Genomic DNA, 19,246 nt, shown 5'->3' on the forward strand with positions numbered 1-19,246 from the left:
GAGGGCGGGTTTTTGAAATTGTTAGTTTTGGGGCGATTATTGTTGGTGAACCCGCCCCTACGGGAATTATGTATATAGCCCGCCAATAATATTCAAAAAGCGTTTAACTTGTTTTTCCCAAGTCCAATCGAGCATAAAATTCGCCGCAGCTAAACCCCGACGTTTCGCTTCTTCGCGATTAGTATAAACTTGCTCCAAAGCCTCGACAACTTCCTCAACATCTGACTCTCCCCAACCTTCTACACCGGGAAAATGAGCAGTCGGTTTAACTCGTCCCTGATGCGACAAAGGATAGCAAATATTGCTGTAAATCAAGTCTAAATGTCCGGTATTTGCTGATAAAATAGTAGGAATTCCGCAGGCCATACTTTCCATTGCGACTAAATTAGTGCCGCCTTCGCAGCGATTGGTGAAAACAGCGCAGTCAGCTTCTCGCAATATTTGTCCGGCGAGGTGATTGGGAATTAAACCGATGTCGATAAAAGAGTCAACTGGTAAGCCGTTAGCCGCCAACCATTGCGAAATTCCTAAACTTCCGTCGCGGTTGATATTGGGAAGTCCCGCAACATTTCCGGTTTGTTCGATTCCTAGCATATATTGAGGCCAGAAATTGTGCCAGGTTGTTAGTAGTAAAGCTTCTGGATGTTTGGCGCGAAATCGTTTGAAAGCGGCGATTACAATGTCTTGGCCTTTGCGATATTCGAGTTTGCCGCCGGAGAAGATGACGAAGCGATCGCCAAATAAGTTAGATTTAGGTGCAGGATGGAAAATTGTGGGGTCAATTCCTTGATTTACCATCGCGACGTTAGTCAAGCCGCAGCTTCTCAAAACATCGGCATTCCAGTGGGAGCCGGCGACAATGGCGCGATATTTTTTGGCTGTTTCTAGGGCTGCTGCGGTAATGCGGGTGTCTTCAAAAAAGATGACTCCTACTTGACAAGGGCTGATTAGGTGATTTTCAACTCCCGAGGATGCTAAGTTATTCCCCAAAGCGTAAAGTACAGGAAAGTTACAACTGATCTGTTTGTCGGAATTTGCTGTTACTAATTCCTGAAATTGTTTCTGCTTTTCTACTGCGGGTGACAAGAGTGATTTGTGCAGCGGATTGATGGATTCTGAGGTGATGGACGGCGGTACTAAAAGTGCAACTTCCCAGGCAGGATTTCGCAGCAGTTGCAGTGTTAAATTCATGCCGTAAATGCCCCAGCCGCTGGTGATGCTGACTGGCCAACTGATGCCGATTCCTGTTATTTGTGGCGGGGTTTCTGGGGGGATATTTTGAGGAAGAACTTCTGGATATATATTACCAGGTAGAGTCTGGGAATGAGTATTTTCTATTATTTGTAGCGGAGTTTGTGAGAGGGGATTTTCAGTTTGAGCCTCTGGATATGCGTTAGTAGGTAGAGCCTGGAAACGGGTAATTAGCTGTTCTAGGGCTGCTTTTATACGATCGCCCACGGCATCCCAATCACCCGCCTGTGACTGCCGAAACAACCGCGCAGTGGGATACCAAGGGCTGTCTTCCCGTGTCAGCATCCACCGCCAATCGGGCATGAAAGAGAGCAAAATCCAGACAGGTTTGCCCAACGCACCAGCTAAGTGGGCGATCGCAGTATCAACACAAATTACTAAATCCAGTTGCGAAATAATCGCTGCGGTGTCGGCAAAATCGACGCAATGTTCGCTTAAATCAGAGATTTGCTGTTGATTCAATAAAGTTAAATCGCCCGCCGACAAGTCTTTCTGAAGGCTGTAAAAAGTCGCGCCCCTAACATCTAAAAATTTCAGAAAATCGCTCAATTTACAGGATCGCTCGTGATTGTTGCGGTGCAGCGGCCCGCCCGCCCACACAATACCTACTTTTAGTTTATTGTTCGATCCTAGGGAAATTTTACAATCATCGGGCGGAGCTAAATAAGAAATATTTGCAGGTATGTTTTCCAAAGTCGTTCCCAGAATTCGCGGCAAACTTAGCAGCGGCGCTTGCACTTGAAAATCTAGCAAATTCTGCGGGTTTGTGACTACATTATCTACGCCTGCCACTTTTTCAAACAAACGCTTCAGCGATTGATGACAAGCAACCATAACTTTGCCGCCTTTTTGCTTGACTAAAGGTGCGTAGCGGATAAAATGAATCGCATCGCCAAAACCTTGTTCTGGGTGCAATAAAATTGTTTTTCCCTGCAAATCTGAACCATCCCAAAGCGGGTAATTGGTATATTGTTGTTCTAATTCTTGAGTTTTCCAGCGCGATTCGTACTCGGCAAAACCATGCTGGAAATTGCCAGTCAACAGCAAAGCAAATGCTAGTCTCAAACGCAAATCTGGAGATTCTGGAGATAGTTGAATTGCTTTAGTATAGCAGTCGATCGCCTCCGCAACTCTTCCTTGTGATTCCAGGGCATAACCTAAATATAAGTTGGTTTTGCCCAGGTTGGGATTGGTTGCGAGTGCTTGCTGGTAGTGCGAAACTGCCTCGGCTATTTGTCCGTTTTCCTGTTTGAGATAACCTAAATAAGTGTGGGCTTCGGCGTGGTTGGGTGAGGTGGCAATTATTTGTTCGTAGCGCGCGGCGGCTGCTTTGTTACCTTGTTTTTGTAATGCCTTTGCTATGTGAAACTGTACGTCTATTTCTGCGATCGCACTTGATGATGATTTAGCCTCAGTGGGAGTGGGAATTAACTCTTGTAAAGCGACTTTTATACGATCGCCCACGCCATCCCAATCACCCGCTATTTCCTGCCGAAACAACCGCGCAGTGGGATACCAAGGGCTGTCTTCCCGTGTCAGCAGCCACCGCCAATCGGGCATAAATGAGAGCAAAATCCAGACAGGTTTGCCCAACGCACCGGCTAAGTGCGCCACAGCGGTATCGACGCAAATAACTAAATCTAGTTGCGATATCACCGCCGCAGTATCGGCAAAATCGTTCAAATTGTCGCTCAAATCTATGACAGAAGTTTGAGTTAACAAAGTCATGTCATCCGCCGACACTTCTTTTTGCAGACTGTAAAAACTGACACCGGGAATATCTAAGAATTTCAAGAAATAGCTGAAATCGCTCGATCGCACAAAATCCTTCAAATGTTCCGAACTTCCCGCCCAGACAATCCCTACTTTGAAATTGCGATCGCAATTTAGCGAAAATTGCCAATTCGGCGGCGCCGCTAAATAAGGAACATTGGCGGGTATATTGTCTAAAGTTGTTCCGAGAATGTGCGGCAAACTCATCAGCGGTGCTTGCACTTGAAAATCGGGCAATTCTTCCACCCGCACCGCCACTTGTTCGATACCAGGAATCTGCTTAAATAAACGCTTCAGTTCTTGATAGCAAGATATAATGACTTTGCCGCCCTTTTGCTGGACAATTGTGGCGTAGCGGACAAATTGAATTGCGTCGCCCAAACCTTGTTCGCAGCGGAGTAAAATAGTTTGTCCGTTCAAATCTGAACCGTCCCAAACTGGCTTGTCAAAATTCAAGCGCTGCAATTTTTTCGCCTGATCTGTGTGCCACCGCCACTCGTATTCTGCTAAACCGCGCGGCAAGTCACCTGTCAACAGCAAGACTAAGCCTAAATTGAAGTGAGCTTTAACACAGTCTGGAGCTACTGCGAGAGCTTGATTGTAACATGAAATTGCCCGATTTACGTCTCCCAATAGTTCCACGGCACTGCCTAAATTAGTCAGGGCTTCTACATAATTTGGCTGCAAAGATATTGCTACCTCAAAGCTAGAAATTGCCTGCTCTATTTTGCCCGCAGCCAAACATGAATTTCCCAGGTGATAGTGTCCTTTAGAATTGTTCGGTTCTGCTTCAATTGCACGCTGGTAAAGCCGCCCGGCCTCCGCTGGCTGACATTTTGCTTGCATCGCCACGCCCAAATTTACGAGGGCGGGTACGTAATTGGCATTGAGGGAAAGTGCTTGCTGAAAATAGACGATCGCACTTTGAATCTCGCCCTGCTGCTGGAGAGTCGCGCCGAGATTGTTCAAAGCTTTGACATAAACGGGATTTAGGGCGATCGCCTTTTGAAAGCAAATTACTGCCTCGGCGATATTTCCCCGATCTTGCAGCAAAATACCCAAGTTATTTTGCGCTTGGGCGCAGTTCGGGTCAATTTCGATCGCGCGCTGATAATACGTCGCAGCTTCGGCTAAATCGCCTGTTTGGTGCAGCGTGACGGCTAAATTAGTAGCGGACTCGATGGAATCTGGCTGCAAAACCAAAGCATTCTTGAAATATGCGATCGCCTCGGCAAGCTTTCCTTGGGATTTCAGCAGATTTGCGCGATCGAATTGTTTCTTAGCTAACTCAATATTAGACTGAATTTCTATTGGTTGTCGAGCTTCCTGATGCTCATGAATTTTTGCTTCAAGCGCCAAAGTAGCCCGATCTAAAACTCCATCCCAATCCCCCGCTGCTGACTGACGAAACAGCCTTGCACTGGGATACCAAGGAGTATCTTCGCGCTCCAACATCCACCGCCAATCCGGCACAAAACACAGCAAAATCCACACGGGTTTGCCCAAAGCACCCGCCAAATGCGCTACAGAAGTATCTACCGAAATGACTAAATCCAGAGCCGAGATTACCGCAGCAGTAACTGCCATATCGTGCAAATTAGAGCTTAAATCTGTGACGGGCATTCGATCTAACCAAGCACGCTCGTCTGCTGTCATTTGCTTTTGCAAATTGTAAAAATCTGCTCCGGGAATCTCTAACAGTTTTGCCAACAAATCTAGCGGGAACGATCGTACCTTATTTTGTGAATGTTGAGTATTTCCAGACCACACAATCCCTACTTTCAAATTAGGAGTGTTCGGAAGAGCGCATTCCAAACCGGGTGGCGGAGCTAAATAAGGAACATTAGCTGGTATAGTGTCTAAAGTGGTTCCCAGAATGTGTGGCAAACTCATTAACCGCGCATGAACTTGAAAATCAGGCGCATCGTCGGGATTAATTATTAACTCATCGATTCCCGAAACTTGGGCAAACAACCGCTGCAAGTGCGGCAAACACCAAACAATTACCTTGCCGCCTTTTTGCTTGACTAAATCTGCGTAGCGGATAAACTGAATTGCATCGCCCAAACCCTGTTCCGGGCAAAGCAAAATAGTTTTTCCCTCCAAATCTTTGCCGTCCCAAATCGGCTGAATAAAGTTGTGGCACGGAAACTCTTTTTCTTTAATTAGGAGCCGCCATTCGTACTCGGAAAAACCGCGCTGCAACTCTCCAGACAGCAGCAAAGCCAAACCTAAATTTAGGTGAGATTCTGGGTTAGTCGCATTGAATTGAACTGCTTGACTGTAGCAGGTGACAGCATCCGCAAATTGGCCGCCTTGGTGCAACACTTTCCCCAAACCGTTGAGGGGATTCATATTACCCGGTTTCAACTCGATCGCCCTACGGTAACAATCGATCGCCTCTGCCATATTTCCGGCTTCCTCAAAAGCTTTACCCAGATTGTTCAAAGCTTCGGGAAAGTCGGGTTGCAGGCTCAAAGCTTGCTGGTAACAGGCGATCGCACCTGCAATTTTGCCCTGTTTGTGCAGCACAATTCCCAGATTGCAGCGAGCGCCAGCATGGGATGGCAACTGCTGAATTGCTTGCTGGCAGACGGCTAGAGCCTCATCTAACTTATCTTGCTGTTGCAGGGAACTCCCCAAACCGATCAGAGTTTCGGCTAAATCTGGTTGCACCGCCATAGCGCGATCGTAATAGGCGATCGCATCTGCAATTCTGCCCTGTCGGATCGAGGCGTATCCTAAGTTGTGCAAGGCGTCTACATAATTGGGTTCGAGAGCGATCGCCCGTTCGTAATTTGCGATCGCGCGATCGTAATTCGCGCCCGTTTCCTCTCCTCGTTCCTCCAAAGCAATGCCCAAATTCAAATAAGCCACAGCACAATCAGGATTGACTTGAATCGCTTGCTCGTACAACCTGACAGCCTCCCCCACATCCCCTTGCTCTTCCCGCAGCAGGCCCAAATTAACCAGCGCTTCCGCGCAATTCGGGTTCAAAGACAGCGCCCGCTGGTATTGGGCGATCGCACCTTCATTCTCCCCTGCTTCCGCCAGCGCGCTGCCCAAATTGCTCGCAGTTTCAGCCAAATTCGGGTCGATTTCTAGGGCTTGTCGGTAATGCGCGATCGCCTCTGTTAACCGCCCGCTTTGCTGTTTGACAACACCTAAATTGCTGTGGGCTGCTGCATAATTCGGATCGATCGCGATCGCCCGCTGATAACATTCGATCGCCCCGCCCAAATTGCCCTGCTGTTGCAAATCTCGGCCCAACTGCAACTCCCAATCCGCCGCCTCCGACGGCACAAATCCAGCAGAAACAGCGCCTAGAGCCTCCGCCACCCTAGCGAAAACGCCCTCCCAGCCTCCCCTTTCCCGTTGCCGAAACAGCCTTGCACTGGGATACCAAGGACTGTCTTCGCGCTCCAACAACCACCGCCAATCCGGGGAAAACGCCAGCAAAACCCACACCGGTTTGCCCAAAGCGCCCGCCAAATGGGCGACAGCCGTATCGACAGTAATTACTAAATCCAGTTTGGCGATCGCAGCAGCAGTATCAGCCAAATCACCAAAATGCGGGCTCAAATCGACGATCGGCGTTCCATTCAACAGCGCGCGATCGGCCTCTAAAACCTCCTTCTGCAAGCTGTAAAAAGTTACCCCCGAAACGTCCAAAAGCGGCAGAAACTGACTTAAACCGCAAGAACGCTGCATATTTTTGCGGTGTTTGGGATTCCCCGCCCAGACAATCCCAACTTTCAAATTGCGATCGGGCAAAAGCGCAAATTCAGCATCCGCAGGGGGAGACAAATAAGCAGTAGTTGCCGGAATTGTTTCTAGCCTTGTACCGAGAACATAGGGTAAACTCAACATCGGCACTTGCACGTCAAATTCCGGCAGCGGTTCACCTCTAACTATCAACAAATCAATGCCATCAACCATGGCAAACAAACGGCGCAATTGCGGGTAACAATCAACAATTACCCTACCGCCTCGATTTTTGACAATCTCAACGTAGCGAATAAACTGAAGCGAATCGCCTAAACCTTGTTCCGCGTGCAGCAAAACAGTCTTTCCCTGCAAGTTGGAACCGTCCCACAGCGGCCGGTATTCTCTTGCCGAAAGTGTATTTCCCGGCGCCGTCAAATAACAGGAATGGCCTGTTTTAAATTCTTTAATCTGCCAGCGCCACTCGTATTCGGCGAGGCCATTTGCAAAATCTCCCGCCAACAGCAAAGCCAAGGACAAATTCAGGTGAGCGCTAGCATGATCCGGATTCAAATGAATCGCCCGTCTGTAGCAGGCGATCGCATCTTCAACCGCGCCTTTTTCCAGAAAAGTCCTGCCTAAATTGTTGATAGCTTCCACAAAATCCGGCAGCAATTCCAACGCTTTGTGATAATACTCCAGCGCCTCTTCTAAATTGCCCTGTTCTTGCAAAACAGTTGCCAAATTGTTGTAAGCTTCCCAGCTATGGGGTTGAATTTCCAGCGCTCGGCGGTACAGATCGAGTGCCCTTAACAGTTCGCCCTTTTCTTGCAGCGCCACCGCTAAATTAATCAGTGCGGGCACGAAATCCGGTTCAGCAGCCAGAGCTTGTTCGTAAAGTGCGATCGCCTGTTCCACTTTACCTTGTTCCTCAAAAATCTTTGCCAAGTTGTAAGCTGTTTGAGGAATATTGGGAGCGAGCGCTAAAGCTTCTTGGTAATGCGGAATGGCTGCATCTAATTCCCCATTTTCGTGTTTGAGAAAACCATAATTAATTCGCGCTTGGAAACAATTGGGAGCGAGAGATATAATTTGTTCGTAAAGGGCGATCGCCTCTAGCTTATCGCCTGTTTCCATTAAATGTTCTGCTTGTTGCAATAAATCATCTACAACAGCCGAATTTTCGTCGCCCGTTGCGACAACAGATATCTCAATTCCCTGCAAATGCTTGGCTGCTGAGTCATTTCCTAAAGCTTCGCCCGCAGTCACAAATATTTGTTTGTTTTCCTCAACCAAGCTAGCGCCTGTCATTTCCAGAGGTAGATTTTTGGCAGCATCCTCAGCAGAAGTAGCAGAATTTGCGATCGCAAATAAACTCAAAGCCGCCTGCACATCCTGAAACAATTCTTGCCAACTTTCCGGCTGACTTTGGCGGAAAAGCCTTGCAGTTGGATACCAAGGATTGTCTTCGCGATCCAGCAGCCAGCGCCAGTCAGGAGCAAAAGACAGCAGCACCCAAACCGGTTTACCCAAAGCACCAGCCAAGTGTGCCACAGAAGTATCGACAGTAATCACTAAATCCAATTGAGATATAGCAGAAGCCGTATCAGCAAAGTCGTTCAGATGCGCGCTCAAATCCGGGACTAGATGCTGGTGCAACAAAGTGCGATCGCACTCCGACAAGTTTTTTTGTAAACTATAAAAAGCAATTCCCGGAACATCCAAGAATTGCATAAAATCGCTTAAACTACAAGAACGTTGATTATCTTTACGGCGCTGCGGACTTCCCGCCCAAACAATCCCCACCTTTAACTTTGCATCAGAAGCAAGTGCAAAACTGCACTCAGCAGGCGGAGCTAAATAAGGAACATTTGCGGGAATTGTTTCCAGAGTTGTCCCCACAATCCTCGGCAAACTCATCAGCGGTGCGTGAAAGTCAAATGCTGGCAAATCCTCAAAACAAACTGATAAATATTCAATCCCGACAACAGTCGCAAACAACCGCATCAAATCCGGATAGCAAGCCACGATAACTTTAGCACCTCGGCTGCGAAGCATCGGCGCGTAGCGAATAAACTGAATCGAATCGCCGAAGCCTTGCTCGACGTGGAGTAAAATAGTTTTCCCCTGCAAATCCGCACCATCCCAAAGCGGCTGTGGAAATTGTCTCGCTTCTACTTGCGAAGTGCACCACCGCCACTCATATTCAGCAAAACCGCGCTGGAAATCTCCAAACAATAGCAAAGTCAAGGCTAATTCCAGGTGTGCGATGGCGTTGTCTGGCTGCAATTCCAAGGCTCGATGGTGACAAGCAAAAGCTTCTTGAAATTCTCCTAAATCGACCAAAGCGTGGGCGAGGTTGTTAATAGCATCCACGAAGTCCGGCTTAAGTTTTAATGCTTGTCGGTAGTGGGAAATTGCTGCTTTAGTATTACCTTGTTCGTGGTAAAATGCTCCCACATTGTTCTGAGATTCGGGATTGTTAGGTTCTAATGCTATAGCTTGCTGGTAGCAGTCGAAAGCTTCGGGCAATTTACCTTGCTGCTGAAAAATTCTTCCCAATCCGATCAGAGAATATGTCAAATTAGGATTAATTTTTAAAGCGTGCAGGTAACAGGCGACTGCCTCATTTAATTGATTTTTGTCTTTTAATAAGCCTGCTAAATTGTGTGCAGTTTCCAGCAAGTTTGGATCGAGCTGGAGCGCTGTTTGATAATATGAAATTGCCGAGTCAATTTCGCCCAAGTGCTGTTTGAGCCAGCCCAAATTGTTGTATGCTAGTGCGGTATTTGGTGAAAGTTGGATGACTTGTTCGTAACTGGCGATCGCCCTTTGAGTAGCGCCAACATCCATCAAAACATGGGCTTTGTTTAAATGTGCCTCTACAAAATCGGGGTTTTGGGCGATCGCGCGATCGTAAAAGTCGATCGCCTCAGCCACTTTTCCCTGCTGTCTGACTGCAATTCCCAACAAACACAACACGTTTGCTGACTCCGGCTGCGCTTCCACAATTTGCCGGTACAAATTTTCAGCTTCTAACAAACGCCCCGCTTGATGATATTCCCAAGCTATCTTCAAAGAATCTTCAGCACGCATTTTGACGGCAGATTTTTGGAATTTTTTCTTAGAAGCCATAGTTGTCTTTGTTGTTTGTTGTTTGTTATTTGTTGTTTGTTATTTGTTGTTTGTTATTTGTTGTTTGTTATTTTTTACTCTAACAATAACCGCCAACTGCCAACTGCCAACTGCCAACTGCCTTCATCCCAACAAACAAGCTGCGGGAAAAATCAAATATTCTAAGAAAAACAACTTCCAAATAAACTGATAAAAATCAGCAATTTCTTTCTGCTCGTCCAAATCAACTTTGACACTCCAAAACCACATCAAACCCAAAGCCACCAAATGAGCAACCGTCAAAAACACTAAATTAACATTAGACAACACGACTGCTCCCGCCAAAGTAGCGCCCAAATAGCAAACCGTCAACACCCAGCGAGACAAATTAAACACAGCCTGCTTGCCCAACTCGATCGTCAACGTAGTAATATTGTATTGCTTGTCGCCCTCCATGTCAGGGATATCTTTGAAAATGGCGATCGCAAAAGTAAACACGATCACAAAAACCGTCAGCACCCAAACTTCCGCCGGAATCGCCAAAGACAGACTATTTAAGCTCCAGCCCGTAAAAACGCTTTTCGCCCTTCCCAAACCCAAAACCCAATTAAAGTGTAGAAACAGCCCTAAATTGACGATCGCCCCGCGCACCGTAAAAATGCACAGCGCCGCCCAAAAAGGAAACCGCTTCAACCGAATTGGTGGCAGAGAATAAGCAGTCCCAATCGCCAAACTAACGCCAACTGTAGCCAGCAAAAACGGGCCTTGCAAAACAGCAGTCACAACCGCTATAATTCCCGTTGCAATTACAATCAACTCCCCAGTTTTGCGAGAAAACGCTCCCGAGGCGATCGGCAAATACGGCTTATTAATTTTATCAATTTCAACATCTTCTAACTGGTTCAATCCCACAATATAAATATTGCCACAAATGCAAGCCAACCAAGCAAATGCTAGCGGCAGAAATATCGGATTCACAAATAATCGAGTGCTTTGAGCGATCGCATACAAAGCCAGTACACTCAAGGTAGTGCCGATAATCGTATGCGGCCGAGAAAACTCCCAAAAAGCGCTCACCCAGCTTTGCGGAGCCGAGCCATTTTCATCAATCCAAGACTTACCAATCGAATCGTTGCTCATAAATCCTACAAACGCACCAGAAATAATATTAAGTAAGATGGAAATTGTCCACCTTACTTGATTGAACTTGCCGCCAGAAATATCATCAACCGAACTTCTTCATTCCTTCTTCCTTCATTCCTTCCTTCTTTCTTCCTTTTTACTTCATTTCTTCGGTCAACTGTCAACTCTTCCTTCTTCCTTCCTTCTTCCCTCTTCCTTCTATCCGTTACATCCGTTACATCCGTTGCCGAACTTCCTTCTTCCTTCGGTCAACTGTCAACTGTCAACTGTCAACTGTCAACTGTCAACTGTTCCATTTATTTTACAGCACAAATCAGCCCGAAACGAATCAATCCGCTCTCATATCCCCGACTCATCAACCCCAGAGCAAGTGCAGCTTGAATAGTCGTCCAACCGCTCGTCAACAAACCCCAAATCGCGCTCGGAGTCAAAGCAGAATCGATCACCACATCCCAAAAAGGAGCCACAGCTTTTGACCAATCAGCACTGCGAATACTTGTCAGAGGCAAACTGCGGACAATCTCCTCATATTCCGGCAAAGAAATCACATAAGGCAAAGCATAAACTCGGTAAATTTCTGCCAATTCCTTCCTCTCTGCATCAGTCAATTCTCCCGCTGTTTCTCCCAGCGGGCGGTGACACCAAGTTGCCAAAATCAAAGTTCCTCCCGGCTTGAGCACGCGGCAGCATTCCTCTAAAAACTTAATTTTGTCGGGCATATGTTCCCCACTTTCGAGCGACCAAACCAAGTCGAAGGACTCATCAGGAAAAGGCATATTTAAAGCATCTGCTACTAAAAAGTTAACATTGCTTTCCAGTCCAGCAATTTTAGCGCGTTCCTTTGCTCTGTTTGCCTGTACCGGACTCAGCGTAATGCCGGTGGCTGTCACCCGATCGCCCTTTTGATTTGGTTCCGACGATCGACTAAAATCGCGATCGACCCCATCATCCGACTTTAAATTATTTTGCGCGATCGAACCAAACTTTTCGGTCAAATACAACGTGCTCCCACCAATGCCGCAACCGACATCCAGAATGCGGTAAGGTTCTGATAGCGCTCCGGCTGTCGGCACTCGGGCCCAGGAGAGCAGTTCCTCGATCAAATCTATCTGAGCCTGTCGGCGCTCTTTCTTTAAGTTTCCATCCGGGCCGTAGTAACCGTGGTGCATATGTTCGCCCCACACCTGCTCCCACAAACCGCTAGAAGCGTCGTAGAGTTGCTGAATTTGCTGGTAAAGTGTTGATGTCATCGCACGATCGCAAGTTGTTACAGGAATTCTACCGTGATTGTCCTGTTGTTGTCATCGAACTTGGCGGCGAAAGTGCGATCGACAGCCGGCACTCGCACTCGCAGAGATATCCTGATTTCGGGCCAGGCGATCGATTTGTGAGTTCCCTTTAAAATCCCAAATCAAAAATCTAAAATCGATTTGTGGGTTCCCTCTAAAATCCCAAATCCCAAATCCCAAATCCCAAATCCCAAATCCCAAAATCTCAAAATCTCAAAATCCCCAATCTAAAATCTAAAATCTAAAATCTAAAATCTAAAATCGAATGACTGTCTCGCGAACTATTTGTTTAGGATTCATCGCCGTCATTACCGCAGGTGCTCTACTACTAATGATGCCATTTTCCACAATTGATGGAACTTGGAGCGATCCAATCACAGCACTCTTTACCTCTACTTCCGCTGTCTGCGTCACAGGGTTGTCGGTTGTAGATGTCGGAAAATATTACTCTTTTTGGGGGCAACTGTGCCTCGTGTTACTGGTGCAAATAGGAGGCTTAGGCTACATGACAGCCACAACTTTCTTACTGCTGCTATTGGGCCGCCGCTTTGGTTTAAAAGACAAAATTGCCCTGCAACAATCACTTGACAAATCGGGACTAGCCGGAGTATTACAACTCGTGCAGTCAATTCTAGCAACAACCGCTTTGTTTGAATTGACTGGAGTGTTTTTGCTGATGTTAGTTTTTGTCCCAGAATACGGATTTAAAGACGGTCTCTGGTCTGCTATTTTTCACAGTGTGAATTCTTTTAATAACGCCGGATTTAGCATCTATTCAGATAATTTAATCCGCTACGTCAATTCGCCTGTGATTAACTTCACAGTCACCGGATTGATCGTATTTGGGGGCATCGGCTATCAAGTAATTATGGAAATGTACCTGTGGCTGCGCGATCGCTTCAACAAAAGCCCCATCTGCACAGTTTTTTCCCTGAATTTCAAAGTCGTTACCAGTACAACTGCTGTCCTTTTAATTTTAGGAACCCTAGCATATTTAGTGCTGGAATACAACAACCCAGGAACTTTCGGGCCTCTAAATTTTCCTCAAAAGGTGATGGCAGCTTGGTTTCAATCTGTGACGCCCCGCACGGCAGGATTTAATACAATTGACATTGGAAAAATGAGCGAAGCCGCGCTATTTTTGACCATCGCCCTCATGTTTATCGGCGCCAGTCCCGGTAGCACCGGCGGCGGCATCAAAACCACAACTTTTAGGATATTGTTTAGCTGTACCGCAGCAGTTCTCGAAGGTCAGGAACAGGTGCAGTCCTATCAGCGTCAAATCCCAGCAGCCCTGATTCTGAAAACCATTAGCGTAGTCTTCGGCTCGCTGTTAGTCGCCTTCTCATCTGCAATTTTAATTGAACTGACCAATCCCGAACTAGAATTTATCCAAGTGCTGTTTGAGGCAGTGTCAGCTTTTGGCACGGTCGGCCTTTCCACAGGGATTACAGCCAAGATTTCGGCGATCGGCAAATTAATTTTGATTGCGACAATGTACATAGGCCGGGTTGGCGTGCTGCTGCTGATGAGTGCCGCATTCGGCGACCCCAAACCCAGAACTTTTAAGTATGCTGAGGAAAGTTTGTTAGTCGGATAAAAAAATCCTGCCCAGTTGCTGATAATCTAAACAATGGGTCATATCAAATCCGGTTGCATCGGAATTATGTAGTGCGAGCGTCTCGCTCGCGATTCAGGCCGCGAGCGAGACGCTCGCACGCTCAACGATTCAAATATATAATTCCGATGCAACCGGAAACGATATCACAACCCAAATCAACTTTTACTATTTACTCAAAAATCAAAAGGAGGCAGCGCTGTCTATGCTAAAATTTGAATATCCAGACCTTCAGCGCTGAATATGAGCGTGAACCTTTCATCTTTAAGATTTTTCCGCAGTTTGCGCGCGGAAAACAAGCAGTTTGCAGTTATTGGTTTGGGACGTTTCGGCAGAGCTGTGTGCTCGACTCTCCACGGCTTGGGTTACGAAGTCCTGGGAGTTGACACCGACGAAAAAAAAGTAACTCAAGCTTTGAGCGATCGCATTTCGGCTCACGTTTTGCAGTTAGATTCTACAGAGCCTAGCGCTCTACAGGAAGCAGGTATATTTGAATTTGAAACAGTGATTGTGGCGATCGGCAATTACCTCGCCGAAAGCATTACCACCACCCTCAACCTCAAGGAAGGCGGGGTAACTCACGTCATCGCCAAAGCTTCCTCGGAAACTCACTTAAAACTGTTGAAAAAAGTCGGCGCCGATCATGTAGTTTTTCCCGAACGAGAAATGGGCTGCTCTTTAGCCCGCATTCTTACACAACCCAGCATTTTAGAACGCTTTGACCTCGACCCAAATCACAGCATTGTTGAGTTGCTCGTTCCTGAAAAATTTGACGGTAAAACCATTGCGGATTTGGATCTCCGGCGCCGGTACGGTTTGAACTTGCTCGCAGTCGGTCGCGCCGACAAGTTCGAGATCAATCCCCAGCCAAACGAACGCTTGAAAAACGGCGAGGTGATGGTAGTAATTGGTTCTAATAAAGATATCAATCGCTTGCCAATTTAACAGATCGCCATTTTACTTGCTCGATCTCTAGGGTGCGCCGCAAGCGCACCTTATATTATCTGCGATCGAGGCACCACCTGAGACTTGAATTGCAAGCCCTAGCTAGGAAATGAGAATTAAATAACTTCCACAAGTTTGTGGGATGGGCGGGACGCCCATCCCACAATAACAATAAAGATTGTAAGTTATTTAATTATCATTCCTAAATAAAAATACCAATGCTGCGGTTGCTTTGGCCGTGGCGGTTTGCTCGCAGAACACAACGGAAACCATCGCCACAATCGAAAATTTTTGAAGAAAATAGAAGCACCCAACGATCGATCGTCGCGCAAGCCCAAATCTAGGAGCGCTAGCCCTCAGAATTCAACCGACTTTCAAGATATCTTGCAAATAAGCTTTGCCAAAAACCAGCACCACCAACACTAGAGCGAGTTCAACAGGCCAAGGACAGACCGCAAAAAACCAAATTAACGAACACACCCCAATAATTGCAGCTATGGGAGCCGGAATCCCGTCTAGCGTTCTCTTGTCAGTCCCAGCAGTCACGAGTCCAGCGAGCAAGCAGAGCGTAAACGGAATCAAGCAACTTGCGATCATGGCTTTTACCTCATTAAATTTTTTTTAGATATGGCAGATGAGCATATTGTAACGATACATGAAAAATTCGGAAACGTACCAGAATCTTTGATAAAATTTAATGTTAGGTCATTGATAAGCTGTAGCCACACTTGTTTAATTTTGAGCTTCGACTCTCTCCGAAGGCAGAATTTGGGAATTTTGGTTTCGGCATTCGCGATCGCAGCCGAATACCTGGAGATGAACTGCGATGCACCCTCGATCGCACTTCTGCAATAGATTCCCGACAAAATGCGACAGTACAAAGGCTGGGCCGATTTCCGGTAGCCTGCCTTTTTGCTGTCTGTACAGACACGATGTCTGTAGAATGCCGATCGCCCCGCTAACCTTTCCCTCCATCGCAGGAAAGAAGATATTGCTGGGCGATCTTTTTGTGTTCGAGCGTGCGATCGATCTTTGCTTCCCCATCTCTCACTAAAAAATAAATTCCCAAGCCATTAACAGCCTTTTCTATCGCCATTAATTAATATAAACAATCAACAATAAATTGACGAAAACCACCCTCTATTGTATAATCGAAAACCCTCCCTATAAAAATAGCCGACACTTGACAACTAATCAACTAAAAAGTTAACTATTTAATAGATACAACTCCTACAGCAATGATGTCATACCTCATCTCATTTTTCTACGGTATTTGCCTGCTACTATCCCTCATAGGTTGGGGAAAAGTCCTCAACCACATCCTGTTTCCCAACCAGCGAATTGACTGGGGACAAAGAGCCGCTTGGGGTCTAGCTTTTAGCGTTCTAATTGGCGGCATCTTAAATGCAACCTGGACTATTTCCCAAACCACAATTCTATTTTTTTTAGGTTTGGGACTCATTTACTGTCTAGTAGATTTAATAAATCACAGACAATTAATTATTAATAATATCTGGCACTTATTTCAAGAATGCCGCAAAGATAAAGTCATCTTAGCAGCCATTGCCATAGTTAGTCTACTAATTTTAATTCAATACGCCGGATGGCTTTATACAGGTAGACACAACTTTGCAAATATGGTCTATGCTGACGGATTTAATACTAGCGACGACTACCACGGTTACTTAGTATTTCCCCACAAAATGCTGCAACTCGGTTCGATGGGTTCAGACCCTTTTAGCGAACGAAGAATAGTATCTTTAGGTGGGCAGTCATTTCTCCAAGCATTGATTTTAAGCGGACTTTCCGACACTAATCTCAACCTCATCGACCCCGCTTTGCCCCTGATAATTACTGTCGGACTAATCCTAGGATTTTTCAAAGAAAATAAAGTTTCAACCAAACGAATCGTCTTCACTATTTTATTCTTGCTTTTGATTCCACTTCCCAAAGCCAACACTACAAGTCTCATGCTGCCAGTCGCTTTATTTGTAAGTTTGTTCAGGACGCTTGACAGTAAAGAGATAGAACGCAACCATTGGGCGGCAAATGCTTGTATATTAGCTTTAATTGCAGCGGCTATTTGTGCTTTAAAATCATCGCTAATACCCGCCTGTGTCTTTCTATTTGCCACCAGCTATATTTGCTATTTAATTAGCTCCGAATCCAAACAAAAAGTTTTATTTGAATTGGTATTGACAACAGTATTAGTGGGAGTATTTCTACTGCCTTGGATGATTTCAATGTATCAATCCTCAGGCACTCTATTGTATCCTCTTTTGGGAAAAGGCTATCACGCCTCCGCCTACGGCATTACCTTCAAATCAGGTTCGACGTTATTAGGAACTGCGAAAAGCGCCATGAGAGCATTCCAAGGTATTTATGTTTTTATACTGATATTTCTCGGCTGTTTGAGCTTGAGCATCCGACCATGGAAGTTTGGCAATTTACCCGAAGAACCTTCGTTCTCGAACCGCCAAGCAGTTTTATCAATGACAATTGCAGCGGGATTGGCGACAATTGCTGTAGGTGTAATTACCGAAAATGCCGACCCTTTTCGCTATTCGTTTTCTCACCTTTTCCCAGCAATTTTAATATTGATCGCGGTAGCAATGACCGACACAGGAACATTAAACAAAAACGGAGCAGCCAACTTTTTTATTGCTGCTGTATTTTGTGCGGGGTTGGCAATTAGCTATAACTGGGCTATCACTAAACAGACTTACTCAGCTTATGTAAAAAATATAGAATTTGGGCTGACAAATCCATCATTAGTTACAGCAAAGCAAAAGTCGCAGTACGTAGCAATACAGGAGTCTGTGCCACAGGGAGAAACAGTTTTGACCAGACTAGATGCACCTTTTATCCTCGACTTCAAACGCAATCAAATTTTCCTAGCAGACTGGCCGGGGGGAGCAAGTTTGCCACCCGGTATGCCTGTATTCAAAGGCCCTGAAGCCTTAGCAAACTATTTAGTTTCAAAATCTATTCGATACATAGCTTATTCGTCTTGGAGTCTCAATCATCCCGCAGATGTAGATACTTCGGGGCCTGGATTGTCATCTTGGTTTCGACTGCAAGCAAAACTCTCTCACGATTTTCGCGATAACGTGCGGCAACTTGCAAAAAGTCGCAAAAAACTTTATGAAGACGGAGAAAATTTTGTGTTAGATTTGGGAACTAAAGCCATCTCTATGGGTTTGTAGTTCTGAACAGTTGCTAGAATCAAAGCAAGCTGAAAAAAGTCTTACATGATACGCTACTCATAGCAGTAAGGTACGCATTGCACACCCTACAATAACTTTACTCTTTAGTCCGCGGAGGCGGACTTCGTTTGTGTAGTAGCGGTTTCAACCGCCGAGTCTTAGGAATGAGAATTAAATAAGGATCGCAAATTAAATAATTTACACAAGTTTGTGGGATGGGCGGGACGCCCATCCCACAATAACAATTAAAATTGTAAGTTATTTAATTCGCGATCCTTATCTAATCAAAGGGGATTTTTAACATAAAAGAGCAGATTGGATATCAAACCGAGAAGCCGAAAATGTCTGGTAGAAACTTGAGCATCTGCTGGCAGCATCTTTAACACATCTTTCTCGGATAATAGGTTGAGATTCTCCTCTTTGGCAAAGAAGTTTTTGCCGAGCAATCTCAACAAAGCTCGAAACCAAGAAGGGGGAAACCAATGAATTAGGGGAACAGCAGTGTGGAATTCTACGGGATACCAGCGGTTGGGAGTGGTGATGCAACAAGTTTTGCCGACTCGGCAAAGTTCCCGAACAAAAGCTTTTTGCTGAGTCCTATTGCCGACGTGTTCGATTACGGCAAAACTCACGACTAAATCAAAACTTTTGTCGGGAAATGGTAAGGTCAACCCGTCGGAACGGACGTATGTTAAACCGGGATATTCTTCTTCTAAAAAGGCAGCATCTTCCATGCCGACTGCGGTTATTTTATGGGGGTATGGATAGAGTTTTTCAAAGAAATTGCAATCTTCGCGACGGTCGGAAGTTACTCCTACATCCAGGACGGTTGTGTCGTCGCTGGGATTGGCTAATCCCAGGAGCAAATCAAACATTTTTTGGCGGGCGTACCAAGATAGTTTAGTGGCGAAACCACCTAGCTTGGGGCCGATATACTCGCTGGAATTGTTTTCAGTTACTGTCATAGGATTTGAGGTTTTCGATGTACAGATTAGATGGGTGAAGTCTGATTGTTCCTGACCGCTTTAACGCAGCATTTGGACAAGTCTGTCGATTCTGAATTTTAAATTTTAGATTTTAGATTTACTCCACAGATGAATTGGGTAGCTTGAAATTTGGTCTAAAGTCTGGGGATATCCACTCCATGCGCCGACAGCCTGTATCTGTTTTTGGGCTGGTTCAAATTATCTTTGCTGACAATT

General features: G+C 45.8%; 9 protein-coding genes. 3 read left to right on the forward strand and 6 right to left on the reverse strand.

Translation table 11 applies throughout. From position 1 onward, the window contains the following. Positions 1-66 precede the first annotated feature (66 nt). The 3 genes from JGK36_RS12865 to JGK36_RS12875 form a co-directional block, all read right to left on the reverse strand. On the reverse strand, positions 67-9,864 hold the full coding sequence (locus JGK36_RS12865; protein WP_293197063.1) for a tetratricopeptide repeat protein: 9,798 nt from the start codon (positions 9,862-9,864) through the stop codon (positions 67-69). A 123-nt stretch (positions 9,865-9,987) separates the two neighbouring features. Continuing rightward, complete coding sequence (locus JGK36_RS12870; RefSeq protein ID WP_293197062.1) at positions 9,988-10,983, reverse strand: homogentisate phytyltransferase; 996 nt, start codon at positions 10,981-10,983, stop codon at positions 9,988-9,990. Between the two features lie 299 nt (positions 10,984-11,282). Next, positions 11,283-12,236, reverse strand: a complete 954-nt coding sequence (locus tag JGK36_RS12875; protein WP_293191414.1) for a methyltransferase domain-containing protein — start codon at positions 12,234-12,236, stop codon at positions 11,283-11,285. Between the two features lie 304 nt (positions 12,237-12,540). Between JGK36_RS12875 and JGK36_RS12880 the strand changes: the two genes are divergently transcribed. Both JGK36_RS12880 and JGK36_RS12885 read left to right on the forward strand, forming a co-directional pair. Next, positions 12,541-13,875 carry a TrkH family potassium uptake protein gene (locus JGK36_RS12880; protein WP_293181791.1) on the forward strand — a complete coding sequence of 445 codons (1,335 nt, stop codon included), beginning with the start codon at positions 12,541-12,543 and terminating at the stop codon, positions 13,873-13,875. Positions 13,876-14,142: 267 nt separating this feature from the next. Next, positions 14,143-14,838, forward strand: a complete 696-nt coding sequence (locus tag JGK36_RS12885; RefSeq protein WP_293181801.1) for a TrkA family potassium uptake protein — start codon at positions 14,143-14,145, stop codon at positions 14,836-14,838. A 363-nt stretch (positions 14,839-15,201) separates the two neighbouring features. On the opposite strand, the gene JGK36_RS12890 is transcribed toward JGK36_RS12885, so the two are convergent. After that, a complete protein-coding gene (locus JGK36_RS12890) occupies positions 15,202-15,435 on the reverse strand; it encodes a hypothetical protein (RefSeq protein WP_293151796.1) in 234 nt (77 codons plus the stop codon). A 135-nt stretch (positions 15,436-15,570) separates the two neighbouring features. Next, positions 15,571-15,882: a hypothetical protein gene (locus JGK36_RS12895; protein WP_293197061.1), complete on the reverse strand. Its 312-nt coding sequence runs from the start codon at positions 15,880-15,882 to the stop codon at positions 15,571-15,573. Positions 15,883-16,076: 194 nt separating this feature from the next. Between JGK36_RS12895 and JGK36_RS12900 the strand changes: the two genes are divergently transcribed. After that, complete coding sequence (locus JGK36_RS12900) at positions 16,077-18,044, forward strand: hypothetical protein (RefSeq protein WP_293197060.1); 1,968 nt, start codon at positions 16,077-16,079, stop codon at positions 18,042-18,044. Positions 18,045-18,328: 284 nt separating this feature from the next. Here the strand turns inward: JGK36_RS12900 and JGK36_RS12905 are convergent, their stop codons facing one another. Beyond that, the gene (locus JGK36_RS12905) at positions 18,329-19,009 is read right to left on the reverse strand and encodes a class I SAM-dependent methyltransferase (RefSeq protein ID WP_293181785.1); all 681 of its coding nucleotides are present in this window, start codon (positions 19,007-19,009) and stop codon (positions 18,329-18,331) included. Positions 19,010-19,246: the final 237 nt, after the last annotated feature.

The sequence above is a fragment of the Microcoleus sp. PH2017_35_SFW_U_B genome (assembly GCF_020737865.1).
Taxonomy (GTDB): Bacteria; Cyanobacteriota; Cyanobacteriia; order Cyanobacteriales; family Microcoleaceae; genus Microcoleus.